Here is a 22,309-nt window from a genome sequence, read left to right as displayed (position 1 = left end):
TTTCATAGTTAAATAGGTTTAGAGGTTAAACAAATAAGGCCAGAAGTTTCTTCTGGCCTTATTTTTATTTAATCGATTCCCATTAACTTATCGATGCACCATTCCAAATATCCTTGCTTGGCTGCATGAATGCTAAACTACCATCGGCATCCTCTGCCATCAAGATCATCCCCTCACTCTCCTGGCCCATAATTTTTCGTGGCGCTAAATTTGCCAAGAAACAAACTTGTCGGCCGATTACATCTGAAGGCTCAAAATGCTCAGCAATACCACTCAAAATTGTACGTTCTTTTTGACCATCATTAACTGCCAGTTTCAAAAGTTTCTTACTCTTTTCTACCTTTTCTGCAGCAGTAATGTGACCGACGCGCAAATCCATTTTGGTAAATGCATCAAAATCAATCGTCTCCTTGATTGGGTTCACTTGCTTGCTCGCTAATTCCATCGCCGCTTTTGTTTGTGTTAATTTATCTACCTGTGCTTGAATGACGTCGTCCTCCAACTTCTCAAACAAAAGTCCGGGGTTAACCAGCTTTTGTCCGGCCGGAATCAATTCAAAATCACCTATACTATTCCAATCTAATTCCTGCATACCTAAGGCTGTACGTAATTTCGCGGCCGTAAATGGAATAAATGGCTCTAATGCAACGGAAGCATGCGCAACCAATTGAACCGCATAGTTCAATACCGTTCCTGCTTTTTCCCTATCCTCTTTAATAATTTTCCAAGGTTCGGCATCTGCCAAATACTTATTTCCGATACGCGCAATTTCCATCGCCAATACCAAAGCATCTCGGAATTTATAATTCGCTAACGCTGCTTCTAATTTGGCAGGAATATCAGCCAAAGCTTGCTTAACATCTTCTTCAAGACCCGTACCTGCAGCTTTTGGCGGCACAATGCCTTCGAAATTCTTATCCATTAACACAAAAGCCCGATTGACAAAATTCCCCAAAATGGCAACCAACTCAGAATTGTTTTTGGTCTGAAAATCAGCCCATGTAAAATCAGCATCCTTCGTTTCTGGACTTGAAGCAGTCAACGCATAACGCAACACATCTTGCTTACCAGGAAAATCTTGCAAATACTCATGCAACCAAACTGCCCAATTACGTGAAGTTGAAATTTTATCCCCCTCCAAGTTCATAAATTCATTCGCAGGAACTTGATCCGCTAATTGAAATTCCCCATGTGCCATACACATGGCTGGGAAAATCAAACAATGGAAAACGATATTATCCTTACCAATGAAATGTACGATCCGACTATCCTTCGCCTTCCAATATTTCTCCCAGTCGGCCGTCAACTGGCTCGTCATCGAGATATAACCAATCGGCGCATCAAACCATACATAAAGCACTTTCCCTTCCGTATCAGGCAAAGGAATAGGCACACCCCAATTTAAATCACGCGTCATGGCACGCGGACGAAGCCCATCTTGTAACCAAGATTTTACTTGACCACTCACATTTGGCTTCCATTCAGGATGCGAATTGACATATTTCTCTAAAGAATCTTGCCATTGATCCAAAGGCAAAAACCAGTTTTTGGTTTCTTTTAAAATCGGTGACGCTCCACTTAATGACGATTTCGGATTAATTAACTCCGTGGGTGACAAAGAAGACCCACATTTCTCACATTGATCCCCATAAGCGCCCGGTTGATGGCATTTAGGACATTCACCCGTGATATACCGATCGGCTAAAAACTGATCTGCCGCCTCATCGTAATACTGCTCCGTAACTTCCTCAATAAACTTCCCCTCCTGATACAAATGCAAGAAAAAATCTTGCGACATCTTGTGGTGTGCAGGATCCGATGTTCTTCCGTAAATATCAAACGATATTCCAAAATCCTCGAACGAGGATTTGATATTGGCATAATAATAATCAACCACTTCCTGCGGCGTTTTCCCCTCCTTTTGTGCCTTAATTGTAATAGGCACTCCATGCTCGTCCGTACCCGAAACAAAAATGACGTCTTGCTTCTTTAAACGTAAATAGCGCACATAAATATCAGCTGGCAAGTAACATCCGGCTAAGTGTCCAATGTGAATAGGACCATTTGCATAGATTAAAGCGGCCGTGACAGTTGTCCGTGAAAACTCCGACATACAATTGATTTAAAATGAACTACAAAAATAGGATATTTTCACTCATAAAATTCCAAAAGACTGCTTGCACAATCAAAAAAATAAATTTATCTTTGCAGACATTTTAATTCAAAAAGGAAAAAATACATGTTAATTATTTCGATCAAAGAGAACGAGTCAATTGATAAAGCCCTTAAGCGCTTTAAAAAGAAGTTTGAAAAAACAGGCGTGGTAAAAGAATTACGTAGAAGATCTGCTTTTGAAAAACCTTCAATTGCTCGTCGTAAGGAAATGATTCGCGCTGCTTACAAGCAAACGACATACGGAAATATCAACAACTAGTTTGTTTCGATTTTTCTTAGAATTGACTACTTTCGATCTATGAATCGCGAAGTAGTCAATTTTTTTTTACAACATCTTCAAGTAGAACGGCGATTAAGTCCTCTAACGCTACGTTCTTACGAAATTGACCTCATCCAATTTCTTGATTTCCTGGCGCTCGACAGCCATCAAATAACACAAATTAAAGCTCAAACCATTCGTTTATGGCTCGTTGAGCTATCCAATATAGGCATCCAAAACCGTTCAATTAATCGGAAGCTTGCTACCCTGCGGACCTTTTTCAAATACCTTCAACGCCGAGGCGATGTAACAGACAATCCCATGCAAACCATTCGCATGGTCAAAACGAGTAAGTCGCTCCCGACTTATTTACGTGAATCTGAAATGGAACAGGTGTTTGCCCAACAAGAAATACCCAAAAACACGTTCGAAGAGGTACGCGACCAGCTGGTTTTAATGCTGCTCTATGGTACAGGCATGCGGTTGGCGGAATTGATCCAATTATCGAACCAACAGCTCAATCTTGCTTCAAAAACCTTGAGGGTCATTGGAAAACGAAATAAGGAGCGTATCATTCCGATGCCCCAACTGCTCGTGGACCTCGTCAAACAATACCAATCGCTCAACCCTTTTCAAAGCCACAGTTTGTTGCTAACTGACAAAGGGGAACCCTGCTACCCCATGTTTATCCAACGCTTAGTCAAGAAATATTTGGGTGAAGTAAGTACGCTTGAAAAATTATCTCCACACGTATTGCGACACAGTTATGCGACGCATTTATTAAATCGAGGTGCGGATTTAAATGCCATTAAAGAACTATTGGGACATGCGAATCTCGCTGCGACACAGGTCTACACGCACAATTCGATGGAAAAATTAAAAGAAATCTACAAACAAGCACACCCGAAAGCCTAACGGATCATGGGACCTTGTTGGTTTATCTGAGAAACATAGGACTCGGAATCAATCCCAACCGAATTGAAGGCCTTCGACATCGCTAGTGCCACTTGATTCGCCGTCTCCTCGCCTTTCGACAAGGCAAACAAGGATGGACCGGAACCTGAAATAGAACAACCTAATGCACCAGCTCCTAATGCAGCCGCTTTAACTTCTTGAAATTGAGGGATTAATATAGAACGAGCCGGTTCCACGATGACATCCACAAGCGAACGTCCAATCAAATCATAATCTGCAGTCAACAAACCCGCCACTAAACCTGCCACGTTACCCATTTGGGTGATCGTTTTGCCTAACGTGATTTCTCGCTCTAAAATCCGACGCGCATCTTTGGTATTCACCTCAATCTGTGGATGCACAATGCTTGCATATAAATCAGTCGGCGTAGGTAATTGTATGATATCCAAAGGATCATAACTCCGTATGACAACAAAGCCCCCCAATAAACTAGGACCCACATTATCTGCATGGGCAGAGCCACAAGCTACACGCTCGCCTTCCATCGCGAAAGGCAATAATTCTTTCTGGCTTAAAGGTTTACCCATTAACTCATTCACAGCAAAAACGCCTGCCACAGCAGAAGCAGCAGATGATCCCAAACCGGAACCCAAAGGCATATCCTTATGTAAAGAAAGCTCAAAACCTTGATCAGGCTGGCCGATAAATTCCAAGTATTTCAAAATGGCTATACCTGCAGTATTTTTGGCAACTTCCTTAGGCAATCGACCTTCATCCCCAGTAATCTCCTTAATAACAATCCCTGGAGACGCTTTTTTCGTTAATACGACCTCATCGCCTGGACGATTCACCGCAAATCCAAAAATATCAAATCCACAGGCTACATTAGCTACTGTTGCAGGGGCATATACGCGTATACTTTCCATATTAAGACAAATAGCTACCGATTGACACAATATCCGCAAAAACACCTGATGCTGTCACCTCAGCTCCCGCTCCAGGACCCTTGATCACCAAAGGTCGGTCATGATAACGCTTCGTTGTAAAAGCAATAACATTATCAGCGCCATCCATCTGATAGAATGGGTGATCAGCCCCAACTGCACGCAAACCAATCGAAATCTTTTGATTTTCTAATTTGGCAATGTAACGAAGCACTTTCTTTTCGGCATATGCCTCATTCACCATGGCTTCAAAATAACTATTCGCTTTATCTAATTCCTCGAAAAAGGCATCCACCGTAGGTGCGGCCTCACATGCGGACGGAATAATTTTTTCGATCGTAATATCTGCAAACTCTAATTTCAAACCAATTTCCCGACTCAAAATCAAGATCTTACGCGCCACGTCCATGCCGCTCAAATCTTCGCGTGGATCTGGTTCTGTATAACCTTTTGCCTTCGCCTCACGTAATACAGCGGCAAAGGATTTACCCGGTACAAATTGATTAAATAAGAACGACAAGGTTCCCGAAAGTATACCCTCGATTTTCTCGAATCGATCTCCTGAGGCAATCAAGCCTTGCAAGGTATTAATCACGGGCAAACCCGCCCCCACATTCGTCTCATACATAAACTTCACACCTTTGCTTAAGGCTGTCTGATGCAATGCCGCATATTGCGCATATGGTCCCGAATTTGCTACTTTATTTGGCGTCACAACGGATACGTTTGCTTCAAAGAGCCCCAAATAATGTTGGTGGATTTCCTTACTTGCCGTACAATCCGCAAAGATGGAATTTGGCAAATTTAAACGCTTAATTTGTTCAACAAAGTCGGCTAAAGAAGCTGATTCTCCATCCGAATCCAATAACTCAATCGCTTGATCAATCGAAATACCAGCCGGATTAATTAATTGTTTACGCGAATTTGCGATACCAACTAATTGAATGCGCAGTCCTTTGTATTTTTCCAAATAGCGCTCTTGGCCAACCAATTGGTTTAATAAAGTTTTACCGATTAAGCCGGCACCTACTAAATACAAGTTCAGGGTCTTGATTTGAGAAAAGAAGAAAGTCTCATGAATGACATTCAGCGCCTTTGAAAGGTCTTTTTTCTCAATTACGACCGATATATTTAATTCGGAACTACCTTGCGCTGTCGCAACAATGTTAATTCCATTTTTACCTAATACAGAAAATAATCGACCACTCACACCCGTATGCTTGCGCATCCCCTCTCCTACAACCGCGATAACAGATAAATCTCGTTGGATATCAATGCCCTCAATATCACCAGAAGCAATTTCTTGAGCGAATTCTTTGGCTAAAATTTTATCAACTTTCGAGGCAACTTGCGGGTCAATCGCGAAACAAATGGAATGTTCCGATGAGGCTTGCGAAATTAATACCACGGAAATCTTCTCTTTCGCGAGGACAGTGAATAATTTGGCAGAAACACCCGCAACGCCTATCATTCCAGATCCTTGCACATTCACAAGTGCCAACTCATCAATGGAGCTAATGCCTGTAATAATATATGGGCTCGGCGAAGAAACCTTGGAAACAACAGTACCTTCAAATGTCTGATTAAATGTATTTAATACCCGAATAGGGATATTTTTCGCAAAGGCTGGTTGCAAAGATGGAGGATAAATCACTTTTGCACCAAAATGGGTTAACTCCATGGCTTCCGCGTAAGAAATCGAAGGAATTGTAAAAGCTGCAGCCACTTTGCGTGGATCTGCCGTCATCATGCCGTCTACATCCGTCCAAATCTCAATTTCATTTACATCGAGGGCAGCACCAAAAATAGACGCGGTATAATCAGAACCTCCCCGACCCAAGGTCGTTGTGTCCCCTGCATCATTGGAACCAATAAAACCAGTAATCAATGCTATTTCATTTGCATGTGCGTTGAAATCAGCCTGAATCAAGGCATTTGACTCAGCGAAACGCACTTCGGCCTTCCCAAACTGCTGATTTGTCTTGACCACATCTCGCGCATCCAAAAACCGAACGGGTAATCCGCGTTGCTTCAAAATTGCCGTAATTAAGGCCGTTGATAGTCGCTCCCCAAAACTTACCAATAAGTCGGATGTTTTAGGAGAAATCTCCTGAATCAGATTGATGCCTTTCAATACATCGCGTAATTCATTGACCAACGTACGAATCTGGGCAATAACTTGTGATTGGGCCGTAACCGGAATAAAATGACGAATCACTTCAAAATGACGTGCTTCTAAGGCTTCGATGATGGTAGGCTCAAGCGTCTTTTTACTCGCTGCCGTTGCCCCAGCTTCTAACAAAGCATTTGTTACGCCACTCATGGCAGAAAACACAACAGCGAAAGAAGATTTTACTTGATGATTAGCTTCGATAATTGCCAAAACTGATTCGATACTCGCAATGCTCCCACAACTGGTACCACCGAATTTTAATATTTTTTCCATTAGAAAAGAACATGAAATGATCCTTAGCTCTACAAACAGCTAAGTAAAGTCTACAAATATACTAGTTTAGACGGTATTTCCCCCAAGAACTCTGTGACCTTTCTGCTTTCTTTTCGAAATTTTTTGATAATTATCAGACAAGATGGAAATAGTACCATCTACCTCTAAAACAGCCAAATTCACTTCTGCAATCGAAGCGACACCATGTTCACGAATAGCTGCATCCAATTGCTCCCTATTTAACGAGGCATTTGCCAAGGCGGCTTCATTTATATTACCTTGATAAACGAGGACAATGGGCTCCCCTTCAACCACTTTACGAAGCGAAGGAAATAGAAACTCGAGTTTTTTTATGACGTAATTGGCCGAAAACAAAGCAAAAGCTGCCACCAATCCACCTGAAAGTGATGAGTCAGAACCGACCATCGCGTTTTGAACAGAATTCGATATCAATAAGATAAATACAAGGTCCACGACAGACAATTGTGCAAATTCCTTCTTCCCAAAAAGACGAATAGCCGCCACGATGAATACGTAGACGGCTATTGACTTGAGGGCGATGATGACAAAGCCTTCCATATTATTTTTTCTTTTCGGCTGCCATAACCATCGAAAGGTTATTCTTAGCAGCTAAATCATAAACATCAGTTAAATCCTGAACCGTTCTCGATTTATCAATGGAGATAATCAAGGAATTGGCTTTTTTGGTTTTTAAGATTTCTTTCAATTGACCGTCCACTTGATCCAATGCAAAGGGTTGTGCATTTCCATCAATAAAGAAGTTATTGCTCGCATCGACAGATACCCGAATAGACTCCACAACAGGTGGCGTTACTTTCGTTGAATCAGCTTTGGGTAACAATAAACGAATCGCATCAGGAGATGCTAAGGTCGAAATCATTAAGAAAAACATCAATAGAAAAAATAGAATATCCGCTAGGGCGCCTGTTTCTACTTCCGATGCTTCTCGTTCGCGCTTTCTAAAATTCATAGGATAAATTATTTTTTATTGGCTGGCTTGTGTAACAAGTCAATGAAATCCATGGCAACAATTTCCATTTTGTTAATCGAACGATCAATCATCGTCGTCAACAAAGTATACATTACATAAGCAATAATACCCACGATCAAACCCGACGCAGATGTCACCATCTTCTCATAAATACCGGATGCAATCGTTGAAATTTCAATTTTGTTCGATGTCGAAATGTTATGGAACGTACGAATCATACCCGTCACTGTTCCCAAGAAACCAAACATAGGTGCAATACGCGCAATTGAACTTAAAATACCTAAGTTCTTCTCCATGTTGTAGATTTCCAACTTCGCTTTGTTCTCAATCGCATCTTCAATATCACGAATGGGAGAACCTAAACGACCTAATCCACGCTCTAATAAATTAGCAATCGGGAATTTAGAATTCTTGCAATATGTAACAGCACCTTGAATATTACCAGCTAATAGCAATTCATTGATGTTGTGAAGAAAATTCTCATCAATACGAGATGTCTTACGAATGTATAAGTAACGCTCAATGAATAAAAACAAGGCTGCTGTAAACAAGAATAAAATCGGATACATGACGTATCCCCCTTTTTCCAATAAACTTAATACAGTGAATTCCTCGACTTGAGCAGCATCTAACAGAATAAAATTAAGATGTGAAGACATATAGCTTTGTTGAAAATTTTAATGATTTAATATAAACTTAAAGTTGGCCAAAATTATTGTCTTTTTCAAAAAAATAGCCCGCATTTATTCAAATTATTATTATGAACTGTACCAATAGCCTTCTTTGAGACTGTTCATGGACATCCACAAATCCTTTATCGATGTTTGGACAAAGACCTGCTTAATCAGGTGATTTGCATATGGCAGCATACTTGCACGAAAAGCCTTCATCCCTGGAATCGATTGCCTTTCTGTGATACTCATTGTTGCCATTTGGTCCATTAAATCATAAAAAGCAGGCAAATCCAATGGATTTGCTTTGTCCATTTGCGTTAAATGCCCCTGTGCCAGTTGAATATCCGCCAAGGTTTCAAACGCACCTGCAGCACCGATCAAATAAACGGGATGATGTTCTTTGCAAGCCGCATACAAGGAAGATAAACCCGACTGAATGTAAGCATCTAACTCAACAGCTATGCTAGTATCATACTCCCCTTCTAGGTTAAACAGCGATTGCAACTTCAACCCTCCTAATTCCAGGCTCGTTTTAAATAAAATCGTTTGGCCTTGAAAAAGAATAAATTCCACACTACCACCGCCGATATCCATCACCAATGAAACTTCATTCCAAGGCTCAGGCAATGAATGCCGAATACCCTGAAAAATATAATCAGCCTCTTGAATTCCCGAAATAACTTCCATGGGGATTTCCAGTTGCGCTTCAACTAATTCAATAAAAGCACCTGCATTTTTCGCATTTCGCAGAATACTAGTCCCTATTCCTTGTATGGAAATACAGCCTTTATCTTGGGCATGCCAATGAAATCGTTCCAAAGCTTCGAGGGCTCTTGCCATCGCGTCCAATTGCAGAAAACCCGTTTCCATGGCCCCTTTGCCTAAACCAACCGGTCGGTGGTCCTCGTATAACACGTTCATCTTTCCATTCGATGCATCCTTTTCAGCGATTAAAAGCTGAAAAGTATTCGTTCCTAAATCAATAATCGCACGTGGCTGTGGCATCCTGTAGGGGTTTAGAACAAAAGTACATCGAAAGGCTGTTTATTAAAAAACAATTCGTAATTTAGAACTAATTCCAACCCAAATTTCCTAGATGCTGGATCCTGAATTTGATGACCATAAGGAGGATATTCAATCTTCGTTAAATCGCTTCGAAAAAATGCTCAATGAGGATGAGAATTCATTCTTTGATTTGGACACGTTGGAGCAAATCGCGGAGCATTATTTCATCCAGGGAAAATTTGATGAAGGTTTAAAAGCCTGCAACATCGGCTTGGAACATTTCCCTTATACCTTAGAATTAATTACACTTAAAGCCCAAATTTTGGGCGAAATGCAGCAGGCTGAAGCTGGGTATGAGTTGATCGAAAACGCCATGCTGCTCTTTCCGACCGACCTCGATTTATTAATGGTGAAAGGTTCACTTTTGAGCCAATTAAAGCAACACGAGAAGGCTGTGGAGATTTTCTTGCACATTTTGGAATATGCAGAAGAAAAAGATGATGTCTATTTCCGCTTAGGCCTATGCTATTTAACATGGCCGAAACCACGGGAGGCGGTGGATATGTTCAAGAAATCGCTCGAGCATAATCCTGAAAATGAAAATGCGCTAGTTGAATTAGCAAATGCATTAGATGAAATCGGGAAAATTGAGGAGAGTATCCCCTATTACGAAAAGTTCATCGACCAAGACCCCTTTTCATACACGGCATGGTACAACTTGGGCATTGCCTATTCCAAACAGAAAAAATATGAAAAGGCAATCGATGCCTACGAATATTCGTTAGCCATCGAACCCACTTTTGCCTCTTCCCTATTCAATTTAGGCAATACCTACATGAATTTGGAGGAATATGTGAAAGCAGAGGAAGCCTACCGACTTTGCCTACAACATGACGAACCGAATCCGGAGTTATATTGCTGTTTAGGTGCCAGTTTAGAGCGCCAAAAACAATTTAACGAGGCGCTAACCTATTATAAAGATGCGGTCAAAATTGATCCACTTTGGGACGAAGGTTATTATGGATTAGCCGTTTGCTTAACTGAATTAGACAAATGGTTCGAGTCCTTGCATTTTCTTAAAAAGGCAATCAAGCTCAATGAGACGAATCCCCTCTACTGGACGGGATTAGCCGATGTGGAAGCCTATTTAGGTAATTCCATCTCTGCAGATGAAGCCTTTCAAAAATCACTCGAATTGGATTCTTTCTTTGCCCCTACTTGGGTCAAATGGGCACAAATGCACTTTGAGTTAGGGGATTATGAAAAATCAGCCGACATCATGCTTTCCGCCATCGATGAATTACCGGAAGAGGCCGAATTGTATTATCGTTCAGCCATCTTTTTAATTAAAGCTGCACAATTTAAAGAGGCATTTCATTTCTTAGAGACAGGCTTAATGCTGGACTACGATAAACATGTACTCATTTTCGATTATTTCCCAAATCTGGAAACCCAGAAGGCTATTTTCAAGTTAATCCAGCAATACAAGAAATAAATATTTTCCAATTGCCCCGATTTTCTGCCACTTATCCAAAAGCTTGCGCGTGACAAATCAACTTCATTAAATTCGTAAAATTTATAAATTTTTCTCATGAAAAAACTACTCTACACTGGTTTGGCAATCTTCTGCCTCGGCATGCATGTTTTTGCCCAACAAAAGCCCCAATCCCTACCTATTCCAGAAAAAGTCACTGTGGCTGAAGGAATTACGGAATACAAATTAGCCAATGGATTGAAAGTCTTGCTTTTCCCTGATCCATCCAAACAAACGATCACCGTAAACATCACCTATTTAGTTGGCTCTCGCCACGAAGGTTACGGCGAAACGGGTATGTCCCATTTATTGGAACACATGGTTTTCAAAGGAACGAAGGAAAAGCATAAAGAAGTAGCTAAAGAAATCTCCGACCACGGAGCGCAATTCAATGGAACAACATGGTTAGATCGCACAAACTATTTTGAAACCTTTGCTGCCACAGATGAGAATTTAGATTGGGCATTGGACATGGAGGCTGATCGTATGATCAACTCCCGCATCGCTAAAAGTGAACTAGAGACAGAGATGACGGTGGTTCGAAATGAATTTGAAAGTGGCGAAAATGACCCAGGATCTGTATTAATGGAGCGTGTCGTATCGACTGCATTTTTATGGCATAACTATGGTAACTCAACGATTGGTGCACGTTCTGATATCGAAAAAGTGCCTATTGAGAATTTACAAGCTTATTACCGTAAATATTACCAACCCGATAATGCCGTTTTACTCGTTGCGGGTAAGTTTGATGCTAAAAAGACCTTGAAATTAATCAATGAAAAATTTGGCATCATTCCTCGTCCTGAGCGTGCCTTAACACCTACATTCACGGCTGAACCTACACAAGATGGGGAACGTGAAGTTACTTTACGTAGAGTAGGCGATGTCCAACAAGTGGGCATAGCTTACCACATTCCATCAGGCCTACATCCGGATTTCATTGCTTGCGATGTATTGGTTGACTTATTAACAGATGCACCATCGGGTCGTCTTTATAAAGCCTTAATTGATACGAAAAAAGCTTCAAGCCAATTCGGTTATACCATGCAATTAAAAGAGCCAGGATTGGTTTATTTCGGTGCTGAGGTATTGAAAAATAAATCGGTGGATTCAGTGAAGAACATCATGATTGAAACGATTGAGCAATTCGTAAAGAAAGCCCCTTCGCAAGAAGAGGTTGATCGAATCAAAACGAAGGGCATCAAAAACATCGAGTTATTATTGAACAATGCTCAACGTGTTGGTGTGGGATTATCTGAATACATCGCTCAAGGTGACTGGCGCTTGTTGTTCCATACGCGTAACCAATTAGAAAAAGTTACCGCGGCAGATGTTCAACGCGTGGCAGAAAAATATTTCAAGTCGGCGAATCGTACATCCGGTGTATTCTATCCAACAGATAAACCAGAGCGTGCAGAAATTCCGGAAGCAAAAGACGTTGCGGAAGTATTAAAAGATTTCAAAGGAAAGGCAGCTGTAGCAGAAGGAGAAGCATTTGACCCATCTCCAAGCAACATTGATGCGCGTACAAAAACGGAGAAAATTGCTGGTGTAACCTTAGCATTATTACCGAAGAAAACACGTGGAAATTCGGTATATGCCCGTTTAACCTTACGTTTTGGTGATGAAAAAACCTTATTGGGAACAGCAACTGCAGCCGATTTGGCGGCAGATATGTTGACAAAAGGAACAGCAAAGCATACACGCCAACAATTCCAAGATGAATTGGATAAGCTAAAAGCGCGTGTTTCGATTTCAGGTGAGGCGCGTCAAGCGAATGTATCAATCGAAACAACTCGTGAGAATTTATTGCCAGCCTTGCAATTGGTTGCGGAAGCATTGAAGCAACCGGTATTCCCAGCAGATGAGTTTGAGAAATTAAAGCAAGAGAATTTGACGCAAATTGAAGGTCAAAAATCAGAGCCGCAAGCGAAAGCAATGGATGTTTTGGGACAATGGCGTACCGGACATTATGCGAAGAATGACGTGCGTTACCAACCTACGATGGCGGAACAAACCGAACGTTATACTGCGGCTAAATTAGAAGAGTCGATTGCCTTCTACAAAGGTTTTTATGGCGCTTCAAATGCAACCTTCTCTGTCGTTGGAGACTTTGATGAGGCTTCAATTAAAACTTTTGTAAAAGCCGAATTAGCTGATTGGAAATCACCAAAGTCATTTACGCGGGTTCCGGATAAATTCCATGAAAATGGAGGTCAGGTTAAATCGATCGAAACTCCTGATAAAGCGAATGCATTCTTCTTAGCTTACCAACCTTTAAAAATCTCAGATTCGGATCCTAATTATGCGGCCCTTGAATTGAGCAATTATATGTTGGGCGGAGGCAGTGGCTTAAGTTCACGTTTAATGAATCGTATCCGCCAGAAAGAAGGTTTATCCTATGGTGTAGGTTCACAATTTGCGGCAAGTCCTTTGGATCAAAATGGAGCTTTTTTAGGTTATGCGATTTATGCACCTGAGAACATTGCCAAATTAGAGGCAGCCTTCAAAGAGGAAATTGAGAAGGTATTGAAGGAGGGCTTTACGCAGAAAGAAATCGATGAGGCAAAGAAATCATGGATTCAAGCAAGACAAGTGACGCGCTCACAAGACAATGCATTAGTGGGCACCTTAAATAGCAACCTATATTTAGGACGTAATTTAAAATGGTCTGAGGATTTAGAGAATAAGGTAAAAAACCTATCTTCGGAACAAATTCTAGAAGCTACGCGCAAAACAATCGACTTGACGAAGATGTCTTTCATCAAAGCGGGTGATTACGAAGGTGCTGCCAAGAAGATGGCTGAGAAGGCCAAAAACACACCGTCAGAGTCTGGCGCAGTGGGTGGTGCACCAAAGCAGTAAAACAAGAAGAGCCGTTCAATGAACGGCTCTTTATTTCAATAATAAAAAAGGAGCCTCATGGCTCCTTTTTTATTAACAATACTCTTCAAATACGCCCTCTAAATGCTGAGCGATTAATGCAGCAGACCGACCTTCAATGTGGTGACGCTCTACAAAATGCACTAACTCACCATCTCTAAATAATGCGATGGATGGAGATGATGGAGGATAAGGCAATGTATATTCACGTGCCTTTTGCGTCGACTCTTGATCAACTCCCGCAAATACCGTTGCTAAATTCGTTGGCTTTTTCGCTGAAGCAGCAACCGCAGCTTTCACACCTGGACGCGCTGTAGATGCCGAGCAACCACAAACGGAGTTGATAAACAACAAGGTTGTACCTGGTTTCGCCATGGTATCTTCTACTTCTGCAGCCGACTTCAATTCTTGAAATCCACCTTCTACGATATCCATCCGCATGGGATGTACTAAATGTTCTGGATACATATTATTTATATTTTAATTTGCTAAACACACTTACATAAAGCCAAGTTCCAATTTGGCAACCTCTGACATCATATCTTGCGAATATGGAGGATCAAACGTTAACTCGACAGATACTTCCGCAATTCCTTCCACTTCCCGAACCGCCTTCTCGATATCCACCGGGATACTTTCTGCTGATGGACAAGAAGGAGAAGTCAAAGTCATCAAAATATAGACATTGTTGACCGGAAAAATCTTAATCTCATAGATTAAGCCCAACTCATATACGTCCACCGGAATTTCGGGGTCATACACCGTCTTAATTGCTTTTACTACCTCTTCTTTTAATTCTGCTTCCGTCATGCTGTAATTAACTTAAGCGATTGCATGAAATGCAACAGCGTAATTTTTCATTTGTTTTACCATGGCAACTAAGCCATTTGAACGTGTCTGTGCCAAATGCTGAGACATTCCAATCTGATCAATAAAATACAAATCAGCCTGCATAATCTCCGCTGCCGTATGATTCGATAATACACGAATCAACATGCTAATCATTCCTTTAACAATGATCGCCTCTGAATCAGCAAAGAAAACAACTTGATCACCTTGCTTTTCTGCATGTAACCAAACCTTGCTTTGGCAACCTTTGATCACATTCTCCTCCGTTTTAAATGCTTCGTTCATCGGAGATAATTTCTTCCCTAAATCGATCAAATACTCGTATTTGTCAGCCCAGTCTTCAAAAAGACCAAACTCCTCAATTAATTCGTCTTGGGTTTCTTTTATTGTTGCCATATTAACTCAACATCATAATCGTACGTTTCAATGCCTTTACAAACAAATCGATTTCCGATTTCGTATTGTAGAACGCGAAGGACGCCCGACAAGTTCCTACTAATTCATAACGAGCCATCAAGGGTTGCGCACAATGGTGACCCGTACGAATCGCGACACCAAATTTATCCAACAAAACACCAATGTCTTGCGGATGTACACCATCAATTACAAAACTAACAACTGCAATTTTTTCGGGTGCTTGACCGACAATCCTCAAACCATCAATTTGGGTTAATTGTTCTGTTGCATAATCCAACAATGCTTTTTCTTGCTCCCAAACAGCATTCTTTGGCAAGGATTTTAAATAATCCAAGGCAAAACCAAAAGCATATACATCTGCGATATTGGGAGTACCTGCTTCAAATTTATAGGGTAATTCGTTGTAAGTAGTACCGCTAAAACTAACTTCCTTAATCATCTCCCCTCCCCCTTGGTATGGCGGCATCGCTTCGAGCAACTCACGTTTCCCGTACAATACACCTACACCTGTTGGACCAAATAATTTATGTGCCGAAAAGGCTAAAAAGTCGATATCCAATGCTTGAACATCTATTTCAAAATGAGCCACAGATTGTGCGCCATCAATTAACACTTTAGCCCCTACAGCATGCGCTAATTCAATCATTTGTTTAATGGGATTGATTGTACCAATCGCATTGGAGACATGATTAACCGCAACAAACTTAACACGATTTGTCAACAAGCCTTTATAAGCTGTGATATCTAATACGCCTACCTCATCTACAGGGATTACGACAACCTCCGCTCCCATTTCCTGCGCAATCATTTGCCAAGGAACAATGTTCGAATGATGCTCTAAATTCGAAACGAGAATAACATCTCCTGCATTGAAATTTGCCCGACCGTATGTCTGAGCCACTAAATTAATCCCAGCAGTCGTTCCTGAGGTGAAAATTACTTGGTCAGTGGAAGGAGCGTTAAGAAAGTCCTTCAACTTCGTTCTCGTCAATTCATAACCCGTTGTTGCACGCTCAGCGAGCGTATGCAATCCACGGTGGATATTCGCATTATCTAATGTATAATATTTGTTCAACGCATCAATGACCACTTGAGGTTTTTGTGTCGTTGCTGCATTGTCAAAATATACCAAAGGAGCTCCATTGACTTGTTGGTCTAAAATGGGGAAATCCTTACGAATCTGCTCAATATCAAAATTGTTTGCCATGATTATGCGCTTAAAGCTTGTTCCATTTTCGCTACTACTCGATTGGAAATCGACTCTTTCAAGTCAGGAATTTCAACTTTATCAATTACTTGTTGGACAAATGCCAACATCAACAAGGTCTTTGCTGCATCTTGTGAAATACCACGTGAACGCATATAAAACAAGGCCTCATCACTTAGTTGGCCCGTAGTCGTACCATGCGAACATTTCACGTCATCAGCCCAAATCTCTAATTGAGGCTTCGTATTCATGGTCGCTTTATCAGAGGCCAATACATTCTTACAGGATTGAAATGCATTTGTTTTTTGGGCATCAGGACGAACAAAAATCTTTCCATTGAATACGCCTGTAGAATTACCAAGCAATACCCCTTTATATAATTCATTTGATTCAGAATTCGGTTTGCGGTGATCTACAACCGTGTGCGAATCGATGAATTCATTATTTCCGGGAACATACAATCCGTTCAAATTCGAAAGGACATTTTCTCCATCCACATAGAAATGTAAGTTGTTACGAACAAATCCTCCATTGATGGAAAAAGTAAACATATCCACTTGGCTATTGCCTTGTTGGTATATAAATGTATGATCAATATGTGTCGTTTTCAGCGCAAAATCTTGCGTTTTAATGAACGTCAAATGTGCTGATTCTTCAACCCAAATTTCTTGAACGTAATTCGACAAGATGGCATCTGAGGAAGCATTAGTACGCAAATCATCGACCCAAGTAATGTTGGCATCTTTTTCAATGTAAATTAACAACTTACTTTGTATGGCCGAGGCGATGCTGACATCTGCCAAAAGCTGATGCACAATTGGTTTATCCAAGCTAACACCTGCTTTCACCCAGATGACCTGGTGCGATGAGGTTAATGCATCGTTCAAATCATACATGGAGTTTTGATCCAAGATCTGATTACGCTTTTCCCATCGAGCAATAAATGTAGGATTTTGCTGGGCAAAGACTGAAAATTCGAGAATTTCAACGCCAGTGGGCAAAGCGCCCGAAGCGGTAAATTTCCCGTTCAAGGATTGCAAATGTAAAGATGCATCGATCGAAGTTGCCGTTGAATTCGCAGGTATTTCCGACGAGTTCCAATTCCAATCAATGTCATTTAAAGACTTTAATGATGCATATTTCCATTCCTCCCATTTGTTGGTAGGAAATCCTTTGGCCAAGAAACGATCCATGGCCGCTTGTTTTTCTTTCCCGAGGGAAATACTTACTAGTGTATCTGTTGCCATGTGTTAATCAACTAATGCCGAAATGATCCAATCGTACCCTTTTTCTTCTAATTCAAGTGCTAATTCCTTTGTACCCGATTTAACGATACGGCCTTTATAAAGCACGTGTACAAAATCAGGGACGATGTAATCCAATAATCGTTGGTAGTGGGTAACTACGATCGTAGCATTTGTAGGACTCTTCAATTTATTTACGCCTTCAGCGACAATACGCAAGGCATCGATATCTAAACCTGAATCGGTTTCATCTAAAATAGCCAATTTGGGATCCAAAACAGCCATTTGGAAAATTTCATTTCGTTTCTTTTCACCACCTGAAAAACCTTCATTTAGTGAACGGCTCAATAAAGATTGGTCAATGTTAACATAGGCCATTTTCTCTTTGAACATTTTCAAAAATTGAACAGCGTCCAAAGGCTCTTCACCGCGGTATTTGCGAATTTCGTTAACAGCCGACTTCATAAAGTTGGTCGTAGAAACACCTGGAATCTCCACTGGATATTGAAAAGCTAAAAAAACACCTTCAGCGGCACGTTCCTCAGGAGCAAGCTCCAATAAATCTTTACCTAAAAAATCAACTGACCCATCCGTTACCTCGTAATCTTCGCGACCCGCTAATACGGACGCTAACGTTGATTTACCAGAACCATTGGGTCCCATGATGGCATGAACTTCGCCGGCTTTGATTTCCAGATTGATTCCACGAAGAATTTCTTTTTCTCCGATGCGCGCATGTAAATTTTTAATTGATAACATATCGTTCTTGTTGAATAAGGCTAATGAAACACAAAATTAAAACCTTAACACATACAAAACCATAGTTTATTTAGATTCACTCTAAATAACATTAAAATTTATCTATTTTTTGTTTACCTTTGTGCTACAAAAACGAAAGATACCATGATCACGATCTCAGAAATTGCAGCGAATCGCATTAAAGAAATTCGTCAGAAAGAAGGATTAACGGAAGCATTCAACGTTCGCGTTGCTGTGGAAGGTGGTGGTTGTTCTGGCTTGATGTACCAATTGGACTTCGCATCTGAACCCCAAGCAAGCGACATGATCTTCGAAGACAAGGGCGTTAAGGTGATGGTTGACAAAAAATCGATTTTATACCTAGCAGGAACTGAATTGGATTTCTCAGACGGCTTAAATGGGAAAGGCTTCCAATTTAAAAATCCAAATGCGACGCGTACCTGTGGTTGTGGCGAGAGCTTCTCGATCTAGATACCTAAGGGCATTTGTTTGGATTCCAAAATGAATGGTTTCATTAATTCATACACGCGGTAGATAGGTAAACCCATCACCGTGTAAAATGAACCATTCAATTGCTCAATTCCGGCCATACCAATAAAATCTTGTACTCCATAGGCACCGGCTTTATCTAAAGATGACCCGCCGCGTACGTACCATTCCATTTCCCAGTTGGCCAGCTCCCTAAATGTCACAAACGCAGAATCAGCCGCGGTAACAATGCCTTGCGGACTTGCCAAAGCAATCCCGGTCACCACTTCATGCGTTTTACCAGACAGCTTCTGAAGCATCTGTAAGGCATCCTGCTTGTCGAGCGGCTTATTCAGAATTTCATTCTCCAAAATCACAACCGTATCAGCAGCTAAGATCAAGGAGCTTGCGCACGATTCCAACAATGCTTTTGCTTTACGCTCAGCGAGCATAACAGGAACCTCCTGCGCTTTCATATCGACAGGAAAAGATTCGTCCACATCTGAAGGCAATACGGAGAACTGAAATCCAGCTTGGGTTAAAATCTCTTTCCGACGAGGCGAATTAGAAGCGAGAATAAAAGGAAATTGAAGGCTAAAAGTATCTTGCATCACCAAAAATAAGATTTATCAGGACCTTTTGAAAAATAAATTTTAAAAACATTTGTAATTAATGTAATTACATTTAATTTTGCTACATCAAATTTCAAGTATGGGAATTTCAGAGGATTTAAAGCAGACCAAATTTAATTCGCCAACGAGCAAAGCTGTTGTCAATATCATTTTTACAGGTAACTGGATGATGCAGCAAACGCACGAATTATTAAAACCTTATGGCCTGACACCTCAACAATACAATGTTTTGCGAATTTTGCGCGGACAACAAAACAATCCGATTACCGTTTTAGGAATCACAGAACGAATGATGGACAAAATGTCTAATGCCTCTCGATTAGTGGATAAACTTTTAGAGAAAAAATTAGTTCTTAGACGTGAGTGCCCACAAGATCGCCGAGCGGTTGACGTAATGATTCTACCGGCGGGATTGAGTTTATTAGAGGAAATTGATCATGTGCAGTTGGCCTGGGAAAAGAACTTCGCCGGCATTAGCATCGACAAGATGGATCAACTAAATGAAATCTTGGACGAAATTAGAAATGTATTTACTAACAATTAAACAATAAATAAAATGAAAAAAGTAAGCCTAATCTTGACAGCGCTCGTAATGAGCATCGCATCTTTCGCAGCACCAAAAGCAGTGAAAGTAAATACAGCAGCTAGCTCTATCGCTTGGTATGCAGAAAAAGTAACGGGAAAGCACAATGGTACAGTAGGTATCTCTGCAGGTGCTTTGAATGTAAATGGAAATAAATTAGTGGGCGGAAATTTTACAATTGACTTGAAAACAATCAAGGCATTGGACATCACAGATCCAGGTTACAACCAAAAATTCATCGGCCATATCACTTCTGGAGACTTTTTTGAAGTTGAAAAATTCCCTAGTGCATCTTTCGTAATCACAAAGATTGCAGGAAGCCAAGTAACGGGTAATTTGACAATCAAAGGAATCACAAAATCAATTTCTTTCCCAGCTGAAATTTCAGTAAAAGGCGGAAAAGTTGCTGCGAAAGCTACTATCACAATTGATCGTACAGATTACAACATCCAATATGGTTCAAAGAAATTCTTTGATTCAATTGGCGACAAAGCAATCATGGATGACTTCAAATTGGTTGTTTCTTTAATTAGCGAATAATTCAATCTGCTTAAGGGCCGAGGTGTAAATCTGCACCTCGGCTTTATTTTTTTACTATAATAAAAATCAACAACATGTCTTTAATTAATGATTTATCTTGGCGTTATGCGACGAAGCGCATGAACGGAAACAAGGTCTCTGCGGATAAAATTGAAAGCCTTTTAGATGCGATTCGTCTTTCTGCTTCGGGTTTTGGCTTACAACCTTACCAAGTATTTGTTATCGAGAATCCGGAATTGCGCGCGCAAATCCAGCCGATTGCTTATGGCCAACCACAAGTAGTAGAAGCATCACACGTTTTAGTATTTGCTGCTTGGAATCAAGTGACGGAAGAGAAAATTGATGCATTTATGCAATTGGTTTCTGAAACACGCAATGTGCCTGTAGAAGCTTTAGGGGATTACCGTGGCGCCATTGCTGGCTCGATGTTAAATCGTCCACAAGAGGCACAGGCTAATTGGGCAGCACGTCAAGTTTATTTAGCGATGGGCACAGCTTTAGCTGCTGCAGCTGAATTACAGATTGACTCAACTCCCATGGAAGGATTTATCCCAGCCAAATTGGATGAATTATTAGATTTGTCTTCCAAAGGATTACACTCCGTATTAATGTTAGCCGTTGGCGAACGTGATGCATCATCTGACTACATGGCAAACGCTGCCAAAGTGCGTTATTCAAAAGACGAATTATTTGTTCGTTTATAATTGAATCCTATTTCTTTTTTTTAAAAAGGTCGCCCCAACAGGCGGCCTTTTTTTATCAGTTTTTTAGGCAGAATTAGAATTTCTTACTCGAATAAAGAATAATCAAAGTGTTTGCAAGCGCGTAATTTTATCATGCTGCTCGAGCAATAAACAAATACCTAACCCTTTAAACATGTAAAATCATGAAAAAAGAATTTTTCCCTGTGTCCGCATGGGGCATGCAAGAATTAAATATGATGGAACTCATCCAGATCGATGGCGGAGGTTTCTGGGAAACGTTTGGCATTATCACGGGAGTCGCCGTCGTGATTGCAGCTGTGATATACACAGGCGGTATAATTGCATTTTTACTCTAAGCGTATCATGGAAAAGATAAAAACAACATGGGAAAACCTTTCGTTACATGAACTTCAAAATATTCATGGGGGTGGCTGGTTTGATGATTTCAAAAAAGGCTTTAAAGAAGGCTTTGATTGGGCCGTTGGCGTACTTCATGACCTAGCAAATTTGATCAAATAAACAGGCGGGGCTTTGCCCCGCCATAAAAACCATACAGATGCAAACACAAACAATCGAAGGAATAAAATCCCAACTGGAAAGTTTCCGCAGCAACTTAATTGAAGAGTTTCAAGATGCCAATAAGCGTGTTAAACTTAAGATAAATGGCCATTTCAAAATCATAGAACTGAAAGTTCCGGATGACCTCCCTACGGAAGAAATCGAACGCATCGTTCCAGAATTATTTACGAAAGCCATTGAATCCATCGGAAACAGGATCAGACAAAAACTTGAAGAAATGCAAACAGTCCCAAATTAGGGACTGTTTACTTTTTAAGCAATTCTTCAACTGGCACGTTAAAATAAACAGCCAGCTGGTACAATCGATCAATACTTAATCTAGACTGCCCTGATTCCAATTTCGCATAGCTACTTTGGGAGATTTTCAAATTGAACGCTACATTTTCTTGCGATAATTCGCGATCAATGCGCATTTTCCGAATGTTTCGAATGACGTGATTCATGTGGTTAGGTTTAACCACTAAATGTATAAAAGCCCCA

The 22,309-nt window shown here is 40.8% G+C and carries 26 protein-coding genes; 11 read left to right on the top strand and 15 right to left on the bottom strand.

The features are described 5' to 3' along the window. Positions 1 to 82 precede the first annotated feature (82 nt). Entirely contained in the window at positions 83 to 2,113 is a 2,031-nt protein-coding gene (gene metG, locus PQG45_RS02675) for a methionine--tRNA ligase (RefSeq protein WP_315576536.1), read from the bottom strand. Positions 2,114 to 2,239: 126 nt separating this feature from the next. Between metG and rpsU the strand changes: the two genes are divergently transcribed. Both rpsU and PQG45_RS02665 read left to right on the top strand, forming a co-directional pair. Further along, positions 2,240 to 2,434: a 30S ribosomal protein S21 gene (rpsU, locus tag PQG45_RS02670; protein ID WP_315576537.1), complete on the top strand. Its 195-nt coding sequence runs from the start codon at positions 2,240 to 2,242 to the stop codon at positions 2,432 to 2,434. A gap of 39 nt (positions 2,435 to 2,473) precedes the next feature. Next, positions 2,474 to 3,349: a tyrosine-type recombinase/integrase gene (locus PQG45_RS02665; RefSeq protein ID WP_315576539.1), complete on the top strand. Its 876-nt coding sequence runs from the start codon at positions 2,474 to 2,476 to the stop codon at positions 3,347 to 3,349. On the opposite strand, the gene PQG45_RS02660 is transcribed toward PQG45_RS02665, so the two are convergent. From PQG45_RS02660 to PQG45_RS02635, 6 genes are all read right to left on the bottom strand, one after another. After that, positions 3,346 to 4,275 carry a homoserine kinase gene (locus tag PQG45_RS02660; protein WP_315576541.1) on the bottom strand — a complete coding sequence of 310 codons (930 nt, stop codon included), beginning with the start codon at positions 4,273 to 4,275 and terminating at the stop codon, positions 3,346 to 3,348. The genes PQG45_RS02665 and PQG45_RS02660 overlap by 4 nt on opposite strands. Position 4,276: 1 nt before the next feature. Next, positions 4,277 to 6,739 carry a bifunctional aspartate kinase/homoserine dehydrogenase I gene (thrA, locus tag PQG45_RS02655; protein ID WP_315576543.1) on the bottom strand — a complete coding sequence of 821 codons (2,463 nt, stop codon included), beginning with the start codon at positions 6,737 to 6,739 and terminating at the stop codon, positions 4,277 to 4,279. A gap of 66 nt (positions 6,740 to 6,805) precedes the next feature. Then, on the bottom strand, positions 6,806 to 7,318 hold the full coding sequence (locus PQG45_RS02650; protein ID WP_315576545.1) for a DUF421 domain-containing protein: 513 nt from the start codon (positions 7,316 to 7,318) through the stop codon (positions 6,806 to 6,808). Position 7,319: 1 nt separating this feature from the next. Then, positions 7,320 to 7,730 carry an ExbD/TolR family protein gene (locus tag PQG45_RS02645; RefSeq protein ID WP_315576547.1) on the bottom strand — a complete coding sequence of 137 codons (411 nt, stop codon included), beginning with the start codon at positions 7,728 to 7,730 and terminating at the stop codon, positions 7,320 to 7,322. 8 nt (positions 7,731 to 7,738) lie between these two features. After that, on the bottom strand, positions 7,739 to 8,410 hold the full coding sequence (locus tag PQG45_RS02640) for a MotA/TolQ/ExbB proton channel family protein (protein WP_315576549.1): 672 nt from the start codon (positions 8,408 to 8,410) through the stop codon (positions 7,739 to 7,741). A gap of 99 nt (positions 8,411 to 8,509) precedes the next feature. Then, positions 8,510 to 9,430, bottom strand: coding sequence for a Ppx/GppA phosphatase family protein (locus tag PQG45_RS02635; RefSeq protein ID WP_315576551.1), 921 nt, complete (start codon positions 9,428 to 9,430; stop codon positions 8,510 to 8,512). Positions 9,431 to 9,521: 91 nt separating this feature from the next. Between PQG45_RS02635 and PQG45_RS02630 the strand changes: the two genes are divergently transcribed. Then, complete coding sequence (locus tag PQG45_RS02630; protein ID WP_315576553.1) at positions 9,522 to 10,925, top strand: tetratricopeptide repeat protein; 1,404 nt, start codon at positions 9,522 to 9,524, stop codon at positions 10,923 to 10,925. A 96-nt stretch (positions 10,926 to 11,021) separates the two neighbouring features. Then, on the top strand, positions 11,022 to 13,829 hold the full coding sequence (locus PQG45_RS02625; protein WP_315576555.1) for a M16 family metallopeptidase: 2,808 nt from the start codon (positions 11,022 to 11,024) through the stop codon (positions 13,827 to 13,829). Between the two features lie 72 nt (positions 13,830 to 13,901). Here the strand turns inward: PQG45_RS02625 and PQG45_RS02620 are convergent, their stop codons facing one another. The 6 genes from PQG45_RS02620 to sufC are packed head-to-tail and all read right to left on the bottom strand — an operon-like array spanning position 13,902 to position 18,323. Next, positions 13,902 to 14,315: a BrxA/BrxB family bacilliredoxin gene (locus PQG45_RS02620; RefSeq protein ID WP_315576557.1), complete on the bottom strand. Its 414-nt coding sequence runs from the start codon at positions 14,313 to 14,315 to the stop codon at positions 13,902 to 13,904. Between the two features lie 30 nt (positions 14,316 to 14,345). Then, on the bottom strand, positions 14,346 to 14,657 hold the full coding sequence (locus tag PQG45_RS02615) for an iron-sulfur cluster assembly protein (protein WP_315576559.1): 312 nt from the start codon (positions 14,655 to 14,657) through the stop codon (positions 14,346 to 14,348). Positions 14,658 to 14,669: 12 nt separating this feature from the next. Next, entirely contained in the window at positions 14,670 to 15,092 is a 423-nt protein-coding gene (locus PQG45_RS02610) for a SufE family protein (RefSeq protein ID WP_315576561.1), read from the bottom strand. Between the two features lies 1 nt (position 15,093). Next, a complete protein-coding gene (locus PQG45_RS02605) occupies positions 15,094 to 16,320 on the bottom strand; it encodes a cysteine desulfurase (RefSeq protein ID WP_315576562.1) in 1,227 nt (408 codons plus the stop codon). A 2-nt stretch (positions 16,321 to 16,322) separates the two neighbouring features. After that, complete coding sequence (gene sufD / locus PQG45_RS02600) at positions 16,323 to 17,567, bottom strand: Fe-S cluster assembly protein SufD (RefSeq protein ID WP_315576564.1); 1,245 nt, start codon at positions 17,565 to 17,567, stop codon at positions 16,323 to 16,325. Between the two features lie 3 nt (positions 17,568 to 17,570). Beyond that, positions 17,571 to 18,323 (bottom strand): Fe-S cluster assembly ATPase SufC, encoded by a 753-nt coding sequence (gene sufC, locus PQG45_RS02595; protein ID WP_315576567.1) that lies wholly within the window; start codon positions 18,321 to 18,323, stop codon positions 17,571 to 17,573. 144 nt (positions 18,324 to 18,467) lie between these two features. On the opposite strand from sufC, the gene PQG45_RS02590 reads away from it, so the two are divergent. After that, positions 18,468 to 18,794 carry a HesB/IscA family protein gene (locus PQG45_RS02590; RefSeq protein ID WP_315576569.1) on the top strand — a complete coding sequence of 109 codons (327 nt, stop codon included), beginning with the start codon at positions 18,468 to 18,470 and terminating at the stop codon, positions 18,792 to 18,794. Here PQG45_RS02590 and PQG45_RS02585 read toward each other — a convergent pair. Then, the gene (locus PQG45_RS02585; protein WP_315576571.1) at positions 18,791 to 19,402 is read right to left on the bottom strand and encodes a Maf family protein; all 612 of its coding nucleotides are present in this window, start codon (positions 19,400 to 19,402) and stop codon (positions 18,791 to 18,793) included. The two genes, PQG45_RS02590 and PQG45_RS02585, sit on opposite strands and share 4 nt — an antisense overlap. A 100-nt stretch (positions 19,403 to 19,502) precedes the next feature. Here PQG45_RS02585 and PQG45_RS02580 point away from each other — a divergent pair, with 100 nt between their 5' ends. From PQG45_RS02580 to PQG45_RS02555, 6 genes are all read left to right on the top strand, one after another. Further along, positions 19,503 to 19,967 carry a MarR family winged helix-turn-helix transcriptional regulator gene (locus PQG45_RS02580; protein ID WP_315576573.1) on the top strand — a complete coding sequence of 155 codons (465 nt, stop codon included), beginning with the start codon at positions 19,503 to 19,505 and terminating at the stop codon, positions 19,965 to 19,967. A gap of 12 nt (positions 19,968 to 19,979) precedes the next feature. Further along, entirely contained in the window at positions 19,980 to 20,546 is a 567-nt protein-coding gene (locus tag PQG45_RS02575; protein ID WP_315576575.1) for a YceI family protein, read from the top strand. A gap of 74 nt (positions 20,547 to 20,620) precedes the next feature. Next, positions 20,621 to 21,250: an NAD(P)H-dependent oxidoreductase gene (locus tag PQG45_RS02570; RefSeq protein ID WP_315576577.1), complete on the top strand. Its 630-nt coding sequence runs from the start codon at positions 20,621 to 20,623 to the stop codon at positions 21,248 to 21,250. A 182-nt stretch (positions 21,251 to 21,432) separates the two neighbouring features. Beyond that, the gene (locus PQG45_RS02565; RefSeq protein ID WP_316070248.1) at positions 21,433 to 21,606 is read left to right on the top strand and encodes a hypothetical protein; all 174 of its coding nucleotides are present in this window, start codon (positions 21,433 to 21,435) and stop codon (positions 21,604 to 21,606) included. A gap of 7 nt (positions 21,607 to 21,613) precedes the next feature. After that, positions 21,614 to 21,769 carry a hypothetical protein gene (locus PQG45_RS02560; protein ID WP_315576581.1) on the top strand — a complete coding sequence of 52 codons (156 nt, stop codon included), beginning with the start codon at positions 21,614 to 21,616 and terminating at the stop codon, positions 21,767 to 21,769. A gap of 37 nt (positions 21,770 to 21,806) precedes the next feature. Next, positions 21,807 to 22,067: a hypothetical protein gene (locus PQG45_RS02555; protein ID WP_315576583.1), complete on the top strand. Its 261-nt coding sequence runs from the start codon at positions 21,807 to 21,809 to the stop codon at positions 22,065 to 22,067. Between the two features lie 7 nt (positions 22,068 to 22,074). Here PQG45_RS02555 and PQG45_RS02550 read toward each other — a convergent pair whose 3' ends face one another. Then, positions 22,075 to 22,272 carry a helix-turn-helix domain-containing protein gene (locus tag PQG45_RS02550; protein WP_315576585.1) on the bottom strand — a complete coding sequence of 66 codons (198 nt, stop codon included), beginning with the start codon at positions 22,270 to 22,272 and terminating at the stop codon, positions 22,075 to 22,077. Positions 22,273 to 22,309: the final 37 nt, after the last annotated feature.

Source organism: Aquirufa regiilacus, from assembly GCF_032470275.1.
In the GTDB taxonomy this organism is placed as follows: Bacteria; Bacteroidota; Bacteroidia; order Cytophagales; family Spirosomataceae; genus Aquirufa; species Aquirufa regiilacus.
The sequence above is the reverse complement of the archived record's forward strand: the minus strand, read 5'-3'. Positions and strand labels throughout refer to the sequence as shown.